Raw genomic sequence first — 8,105 nt, forward strand, 5'->3', positions numbered from 1 at the left:
CCTCCTCCGGTCGACCGGGATCAGCCCAGAGGGCGCCCCGTCACGAAGGCACGGATCACCGCAGGATCCAGCTTCGGCCGACGGTCCGCGCCTGCGAGCCCGTTGGCCTCCTGGAGGGTGTCGGTGAGCTGCGTGTAGCAGTGCCCCGCGAGCACGGGGCTCGCGTTCAGCGCCGCGAACAGACCGCCGACCTTCGTCTCGAACTCCTCCGGCGTGGTCACGGTGGCGTAGCCCCAGGTGCCTTCGGCGGCGTAGGCGATGCCACCGAACTCGGTGATCATCACGGGAGCGCCCTCGGTGACGTGCTGGGCAGCATCATCCACGGGACGTCGCCCCAGCGGCCCGCGGCTGCCGAGGACCTCCTGGACCGCTGCGTCATCGACGTAGCGGCGCGCAAGGGTGGCGGCGTCCGTCGTGTAGTCGTGCAGGGCGAGGATGTCCCCGCCGGTCAGCTCGTAGCCGTCGTTGGAGACCACCGGGCGCGAGGGGTCCAGGGCGCGCGTCAGGGCCGTGAGCGCGATGGTGAGGTCCTTCTGCGGGGCATGGTCGGCGAGGTCGCGCACGCCCCAGGACTCGTTCATGGGCACCCAGGTGACGACCGACGGATGGGCGCGCACCTGCTCGACGATCTCGGTCCACTCGGAGGTGATCGCGGCGACGGCGCGGGGCGAGTACGAATAGGCGTTCGCGGTCTCGCCCCAGATCAGCAGGCCGAGCTTGTCCGCCCAGAACAGGAAGCGGGGGTCCTCGACCTTCTGGTGGATGCGGGCCGCGGTGAAGCCGAGCCCCTTGATCAGCTCCACCTCCTCGCGGTACGCCTGAAGGGTCGGAGCGGTCAGGTGCGAGGAGGGCCAATACCCCTGTTCGAGCACGGAGCGCACGAAGTACGGCTCTCCGTTGAGCAGGAACCAGCCGCGGTCGATCCCGGTGGTGCGCAGACCGAGGTAGCTCGCTGCCGTATCGATCACCTCACCACCCTCGAGGACCTCCAGGGTCACGTCGATCAGCGTCGGGTGCTCGGGGCGCCACAGCAGGCGATCGCGGTCCTGGGTGTTGCGCACGGCGGGCAGATCCACCCTGGTCTCGACCCGGGTGTCGTGAGCGGCGATCTCGACAGCGCCGAGGCTCTGCCCCCCGGCGGACAGCGCGATGCGCACCGTGGTGCCGCTGCGCGGCCGGTGGGCCAGGCGCAGGCTCACGTCGACGCAGGCGCGGGGCATGTCGAAGCTCCACTGGAAGCCGGTGAGGTGCTGCTCGGGCACGGTCTCGAGCCACACGCTGCGCCAGATGCCGGTTGAGCGGTGGTACCAGATGCCGTGCGGCTCCTCGCGCCAGTCCTGCTTGCCCCGCGGGAGTTCCACGTCGTGCGGGTCGTCGAAGGCGCGGACCACCACGACGTGCTCGTCACCGGCGTCGAGCAGGTCGGTGAGGTCGCAGGTGAAGGCGGTCTGCCCGCCGATGTGATGGCCGGCGAGGTGGCCGTCCACCCACACGTGCGCCTCGTGGTCGACGGCGCCCAGGTGCAGCAGCACCCGCTTGCCCGGCGTGGAGGACGCGCTGATCGTGCGGCGGTACCAGAGCACGGGATGGAAGCCGGTCTCGTGGATCCCGGAGGCTTCGGACTCGGGGACGAAGGGGACCGTGATGGTGCGGTCGAAGCGATCTGCCCGAGCCGGTTCGAACCACCTCTCGGCGAGGCCGACGCCGTCGTCGTCGTGGGTGAAGTCCCAGCTGCCGTCGAGGGAGGTCCAGTCCTCACGCATCATCGTGGGGCGGGGGTGGGTTCCGTCGTGCGTGCTGGCGCGCAGCGTCATCGTCGATCGCTCCTGAACGGGGGTGGGTCGGAAAGGGAACAGTGGGGCACGTGCCGACCCAGCCTGCCACGTTCCTCCGCTCACGTGGGAATCCGGCCTGGGCGTGGACGGACGAGGGCGCGCTGCGCGGCGCCTCAGGGCGTCGTGAGCACCACCAGCTCGCGCGTGGAGCGGGTCATCGAGACATAGCGGGCCACTGCCCCCTCGATGCCGTCGCCGAAGGACTCCGGGTCCACGAGCACGACGAGATCGAACTCGAGCCCCTTCGCCAGCTGCGGAGTGAGCGCCCGGACGCGCTGCGTGGCCTCGAAGCGGGGGTGGCCGATCACGCACGCGGTGCCCTCCTCGTGCGCGACGAGCCACTGTTCGAGAATCCCGTCGAGCTCCTCGAGCGCGCCGTGGCGGACCGGGAGGCCGGATTCCCGGATGGAGGTCGGCACGTTCGCGTCCGGCAGGGCCGCCCGGATCACCGGGGCGGCCCGCTCCATGATCTCGGCCGGGGTGCGGTAGTTGATCGACAGGGTCGACCTCTCCACCCGGTCCAGGCCGACCCGGGCGAGCCGCTGTGTCCAGCTCTCGGAGAACCCGTGCGCAGCCTGGGCGCGATCGCCGACCAAGGTCAGGCTGCGGGAGGGGCAGCGGCGCAGGATCATCGCCCACTGGGCGTCGGTGAGCTCCTGCGCCTCGTCGACCACGACGTGCGCGAAGGGACCGGCGAGCACATCAGGATCGGCGATCTCCACCGCTGTGTTCTCCGCCAGGGCGCCGCGCAGGTCCTCGCCGCGCAGCATGGACATCTCCTGCATGTCGGAGCTGTCGGACTCGATGAGGTAGTCGACCAGCAGATCGACCTCTTCGACGGTCTCCCGCTGGGCGGATTCCTGGCGGCGACGACGGGCGTCGGCCCCGGAGTCCCCCAGCCTGTGGCGGGCGGCGTCCAGCAGCGGCAGATCCGCATCGGTCCACGCTCGGGCGTCCGTGCGCTGCAGCAGCTGCACCTGCTCTGGGGTGAGGTCGGGCGCGCAGCGGCGTAGATAGGCGGGCACCTCGAAGAGATCACCGACCAGATCGGTCGCCTCGAGGATCGGCCAGGCCCGGTGCACGTGGGCGACGAGGTCCTCCTCGTACGCCAGGTTCGCGCGCACCTGTGCGGCGTCGGGTTGCTCGTCGTATCCGTCGGCGAGCTTGCCGGCGATGATCTCGGCGAGCTCCTCCCAGATCTCCTCGCGCGCGAGATTGTGCGCGGATCCGGGGTCGACCGCTCCGAAGGCGTCGGCCCAGTCCTCGGCGTCCAGCTGCACCGATCCCCAGTCGGTCTCGACCAGGAACGGGGTGCTCGGCGGCTCCTCGTACAGGCCGACGGCCGGGTCGATCGCGTCGACCAGGTGCGTGCTCGCCTTGAGCGCCGCGATCTCGGGGTCGGTCTCGACGCGAGCGCTCTCTCCCTCGGTGACCATGTCGCTCAGGGTGCAGGTGCGCACGTCGTCCTCCCCCAGGCTCGGCAGCACGTCGGCGACATAGTGGAGGTAGGGGTGGTGGGGGCCGACGAACAGGACCCCGCCACGCCGGTCGCGCAGCCGCGGGACGCTGTACAGCAGGTAAGCCGCGCGGTGCAGGGCGACGACGGTCTTGCCGGTGCCGGGGCCGCCGTCGACCACGAGCGGCCGGCGGGCATCGGCCCGGATGATGGCGTCCTGGTCCGCTGCGATCGTGGTCAGCACATTCTTCATCCGAGGGGTGCGGGCCCGGTTCACGGCCGCCAGCAGCGCAGATTCCTCGTCCGGGCTCGCATCCGACTCGACGAGCGCCTCGTCGCTCACCTCGATCAGGGTCTCGTCCCAGTAGTCGCGGATCCGGCCTCCGGCCCAGCGGTAGCGGCGCCGGGAGGCCAGTCCCATCGGCTGCGCGCGGGTGGCCGCGAAGAACGGCTCCGCGACCGGAGAGCGCCAGTCCACGAGGAGCGGCTTGCCGTCCTGGCCGTGGACGGCCAGACGGCCGACGTAGATCGGCGCGGATCCATCGACCGGCGTCATCCTGCCCAGCACGGCGTCGAGCTCTACGCTGCGCAGTCGGCGCAGGCGCGTGCGGAAGTGATCGACCTTCGCCTCGCGCTCGACTCGTCCCTGGGCGTCGCCGGTCTGGCCGAGGAGGGCTGCCTCGAGGTTCTGCTCGACCTCGGTGATGTCTGCGGCCACCGCCTGCGCGATGGTCGCGAAGCGGTCGTCGTCGGTCCCGGTGCGTTCAGGTGCGGCCTTGTGGGCCAGCCGCGCGGGCAGGTCGAAAGTACTGGTCTGCGTCATGTCTCCCCCGGTGCAGTGCGTTCTCGTGGGCCGTCCGGGCCGCACGAGGGAGTGATTCTTGCGCAGGGAGGGGGCCTTGCCGCAAGCCCCCCACCTCGGATTAGACTGGTGCTACGCCGCAGGGAAGACATGCGCAGGAAAGACACCGGCAGGGAAGCCCTGGGACGACGGCCCGTGCCCAGCGGCCGCTCCCAGCATCATCCGACTGCCCGACCAGCGGCCCCGGATCGCCTGCGGTGCGACGGCGACCAGAACTCAGAACTCCTGCTCGTTTCCCTCGCTGGCCCATGCCCCGGCGACAGGGAACTCCATGACCCGCAGCCGAGCCGTCCCGTAGGGCACCAGACGGAAGCTGTGGATCGGACCGTGATCGAGCACGGGGCTGGCCGGCGGCACGTCGGCCGAGACACCGACCTTCTCCCACTGCCGTACCCGGCATCCGGTGGCCTCGACGCCGAGCGCGTCACCGAGCGCCCAGGGGGCCTCAGGGATCGCGCCGCGATGCACGGCCCACTCCCCCGCCTTCTCGAGGCCGACGAGAGCCCAGTTCCAGGTGGTGCGGGGGTGGATCTCCCATTCCCCGAGACCGCGAGCTCCCAGTACCTCGCTCCAGCTCTCGCCCGGGCTGGCGACCATGACCAGCGGTCCCAGATGCACGGCGGCCGCCTGTCGTTCACGGCGCACGATCCGAGGTCGCATCGGCAGCGTGAGGATGAGCGTCGAGCGCCCGGACCAGTCTCGGTCGAGCTCCACGTGGCCCGTCGGCCCCGGGTGCACAGCGATCCCCACGCCGTCGATCTCCAGGCGCGGGTTCTGGCACCATGCGGGAATCCGCAGTCGCAGCGGGAAGCGGGAGTCCCCCGTGACAGTGAGGGTGATCCTCTCTTCGAAGGGGTACTGGGTATCCACGTCGATCTGCACTGGTGCGCCACCAGCCTGCGTGGTCACGGTGGCGGGCGCGTAGGCGACGGCGCGCAGACCGCCATCCGTGTCACGCGCCCAGAGCGAGGTGGTGAACTTGGGCCATCCCTGGTGGAGGTTCGCCGTGCAGCAGCCGAAGTGAGGTTCGAGGCCGAAGATGTTCGCGTCGTCGCTCGAGTAGGACCAGTTGCGCCGCGCTACGGACGCCTCGAGCTGGGTCCCCTGCTGGTGGTACTGATGGCCGAGCATCCATGGATCGCTCGAGGCGGGCAGCAGGTTGACGGCGAGCGACTCGAGCCGGTCGCCGTGCACAGCGTCGCCGAAACTACGGGAGAGCACCTCTGCGGTATACATCATCTCCACGACCAGGCAGGTCTCGATGCCGGCGGTGGCCTCCCTCCCGCCCAGCCACTCGTCCCCGGAGAACCAACCGTGGGCCTGACCGTGCCACCGATCGAGGTTCGCCAGCGCAGTCTCCGTGCGGTCGCGATGTCCCGGATCGCCGTCCAGGAGGTGCGCGGCGGCGCCGGTCTTCAGGCCCATGGCGACGTTCACTCCGTGGGTGGAGTGGGTGAACACCTGCGCCTGGCCGGTGATCAGGCTCGTGGTGAGGTACTCGTTCCAGTCGAAGGTCTGCTCGAGCACGAGGGCCGCGAGGTCGAGCAGCCAGGCCTCGCCGGTCGCGCGGTAGGTCCAGGTGATCGCCAGGACGTCCTCCGCTCCGCGCGCTCTGCCCCAGTCGCTGAGGGGGCGCTGCGGGAGGTGCGCGTGCTGGAACCGGTGCCAGCGCAGCAGGAACGGCGCCACGCGCTCGTCCTCCGTGGCTTCGGCGTGCTGGATCAGCACCTTGGCCGCGACCATTCGGGGCCACCAGTCGTCGTTCGCCGCGGGTCCGAAGAAGCCGTCGGCGCGTTGCGAACCGAGCATCCACTCGATCCACGGCCGTGCCGTGGCGAGGAGGGCCTCATCGCCGAGGGCGTGTGCGAGGGGCACCAGACCGTCGAGGTAGTACGGGCCGCGCTCCCAGTTCTCGCCGGGTCCGCCGAGCCATCCGCTGTCGGGGCCCACGTCCGGCCAGACCTCCTCGAGGCGACCGGTGATGCCGTCGGCCTGCGCCCGCAGCTGGCGCTCGAGCCAGCCGCGGGGTCGAATCGCACCGGGCGGCAGCGCCGTCGCGGCCTGGTGGAGTCGGGCGGCGTGGGGGTCGGCGGCGGGCAGCGTCATCATCGATCGCTCCTGGGGTGGTGGCAGCAGTGTGCCGCACCACGATAGGTGCGATCTCGTCGTCGGGACAGGCTCGGCCACGGTTCAGATCAGGCGTCGATCTCCGGTCCGTGCCGCCGTCTGGTCAGAACCGGCTGCGTCGAGCCCGGCTCAAGAGCGCTCTGCCGGCTGCTTCCCGTCGACCAACCGGCCCATCATCTGCTCGAGCGGACCCGGCCGACCGGTGCGTTCCATCCACGCCGCCACGACGAGCCCGGCTCCCCAGACCAGGGCGGCGGTGATCAGCGCACCGAAGGGACCGAAGCGGGTGCCGAGCCCCAGGAGATCGGGGTGGAGGATCAGCGCGACCAGTACGGAGTTCAGGAGGTAGAAGGTGAGCGATCGTTTCCCGATCGCAGCCAGGGCGTCGACGAGAACTCCTCGTCGGCGCTCGAGCGGCACCGAGACCAGAGCGAACAGCGCCGCGTACCCGGCACCGCCGACCACTCCGGTCAGGATCTGCAGACCGTTCAGGAGGCCCTCGGTGACCGGATCGGGCGACATCGCCCCCACGGCGATCAGCCCCGAGGGCAGAGCTCCCGACACCGAGATCGTCACACCGCCGACAGTGATCGCCGTGAGCAGCGAGCGGTGCGCGGCAGGGTCGTCCAGCAGTCGGGCTCTCCCGGCGAGGAAGCCGAGCGCGACCAGCAGGAACAACGGATAGGCGAGGGCCAGGAAGATCGGGGTGATGGGCAGTCCGGCCAATCGGGTGAACCAGTCGACGAATGTGACGTACCCGGGGAGCACGCTGCCTGCCGCGTCGTCTGTCGGGGCGAACTCCTCGCCGCCGACGGCCGTCACCACGGCGAACAGCGGGACCAGCACCAGGTAGGCACCCGCGAAGACGACCACGGCCCGCCGAACGGTGCGCACGGGAGCAAAGAGCAGTCCACCGATCAGCAGCAGAGCCAGTCCGTACGACGTGAGGATCTCTCCGGGGAAGACGAGAAAGGCGTGGAGAGCGCCGAACAGGAGCAGGAAGAGACCGCGTCGGCGGTTGCGGCGGCGGATGTCGCCGTCGGGGACGCCGCGCTCCCGGCGCCTGCTCACGCTCCATGCCAGTCCGTACCCGAACAGGATCGCGAACATCGGGAAGGAGCGATTGTCCAGGAGCAGCGTGGTGGCGAACGCCGCAGCGCGATCGAGCATCGGCTGCGCGGAGACGTCCGTGCCGAACGAGGCTCCGACGTAGACCCCGGCGTAGGCCATGGCGATGAGCAGGAGCATCACGCCACGGGACAGGTCGGGCGCGAGCAGTCGCGTCGAGGCAGGCGGAGAGAGAGTGGAGGGCGGCGGGCGGTGGTCGCTCACGGGGGTTCACGTCCCTGTCGTGGTCGTTGGCATCGTCGGGAGCGTTCTCCCTGTCGTGCTCCAGCCTCCCTTCCCGCGCCGTCACCGTCGAGCAGTTTTTCCGCGGAGGTCGACGGCGGGGACGTGATCTAGTCGCCTGCCCCGGACTGACGCTGACGGCCCACCAGCCACATCACCAGCGACAGGATGAGGATGAGGGCTGCAGTCCCGATGAGCCCGGGGCCCAACCTCACCAGGAAGGACGCTGCAGTCAGTCGCGCCACGGGGGTGAGCACAAGCCCGATCACCAGCATGATGGTGCCGAATATCCGCATCTGCTTCCAGGCCGGCGCCTTGGAGTACCTCGTCGGCATCGTCATTCCTTTCGGTCGTCGCGCGGTCACCAGCGGAATCGCTGCACCTCGGCGTCGTGACGTCGAGCCGTCTCCATCCGCTAGGTGTGATGTCCAGGGAGGTTGGTCAGTCGAGTGACTGGTGGGTGGCCCCCGATAGC

At 70.2% G+C, this 8,105-nt stretch carries 5 protein-coding genes; all 5 read right to left on the reverse strand.

The features are described 5' to 3' along the window. Positions 1 to 20 precede the first annotated feature (20 nt). Complete coding sequence (locus tag INT51_RS18780) at positions 21 to 1,814, reverse strand: glycoside hydrolase family 2 protein (protein WP_193106869.1); 1,794 nt, start codon at positions 1,812 to 1,814, stop codon at positions 21 to 23. Between the two features lie 134 nt (positions 1,815 to 1,948). Further along, entirely contained in the window at positions 1,949 to 4,114 is a 2,166-nt protein-coding gene (gene helR, locus INT51_RS18785) for an RNA polymerase recycling motor ATPase HelR (RefSeq protein WP_193106870.1), read from the reverse strand. Positions 4,115 to 4,369: 255 nt separating this feature from the next. Continuing rightward, entirely contained in the window at positions 4,370 to 6,262 is a 1,893-nt protein-coding gene (locus INT51_RS18790; RefSeq protein WP_193106871.1) for a beta-L-arabinofuranosidase domain-containing protein, read from the reverse strand. Positions 6,263 to 6,409: 147 nt separating this feature from the next. Then, complete coding sequence (locus INT51_RS18795) at positions 6,410 to 7,612, reverse strand: DUF418 domain-containing protein (protein WP_304502256.1); 1,203 nt, start codon at positions 7,610 to 7,612, stop codon at positions 6,410 to 6,412. Positions 7,613 to 7,740: 128 nt separating this feature from the next. Continuing rightward, positions 7,741 to 7,965, reverse strand: a complete 225-nt coding sequence (locus INT51_RS18800) for a hypothetical protein (protein WP_193106872.1) — start codon at positions 7,963 to 7,965, stop codon at positions 7,741 to 7,743. Between the last annotated feature and the right edge of the window lie 140 nt (positions 7,966 to 8,105).

Source organism: Brachybacterium sp. FME24 (genome assembly GCF_014897705.1).
GTDB lineage: Bacteria > Actinomycetota > Actinomycetes > Actinomycetales > Dermabacteraceae > Brachybacterium.

Excerpts from the sequence above, each read along its gene's own strand:
- INT51_RS18780 (WP_193106869.1), bottom strand. The coding sequence starts at position 1,814 with ATGACGCTGCGCGCCAGCACGCACGACGGAACCCACCCCCGCCCCACG.
- helR (WP_193106870.1), bottom strand. The coding sequence starts at position 4,114 with ATGACGCAGACCAGTACTTTCGACCTGCCCGCGCGGCTGGCCCACAAG.
- INT51_RS18790 (WP_193106871.1), bottom strand. The coding sequence starts at position 6,262 with ATGATGACGCTGCCCGCCGCCGACCCCCACGCCGCCCGACTCCACCAG.
- INT51_RS18800 (WP_193106872.1), bottom strand. The coding sequence starts at position 7,965 with ATGCCGACGAGGTACTCCAAGGCGCCGGCCTGGAAGCAGATGCGGATA.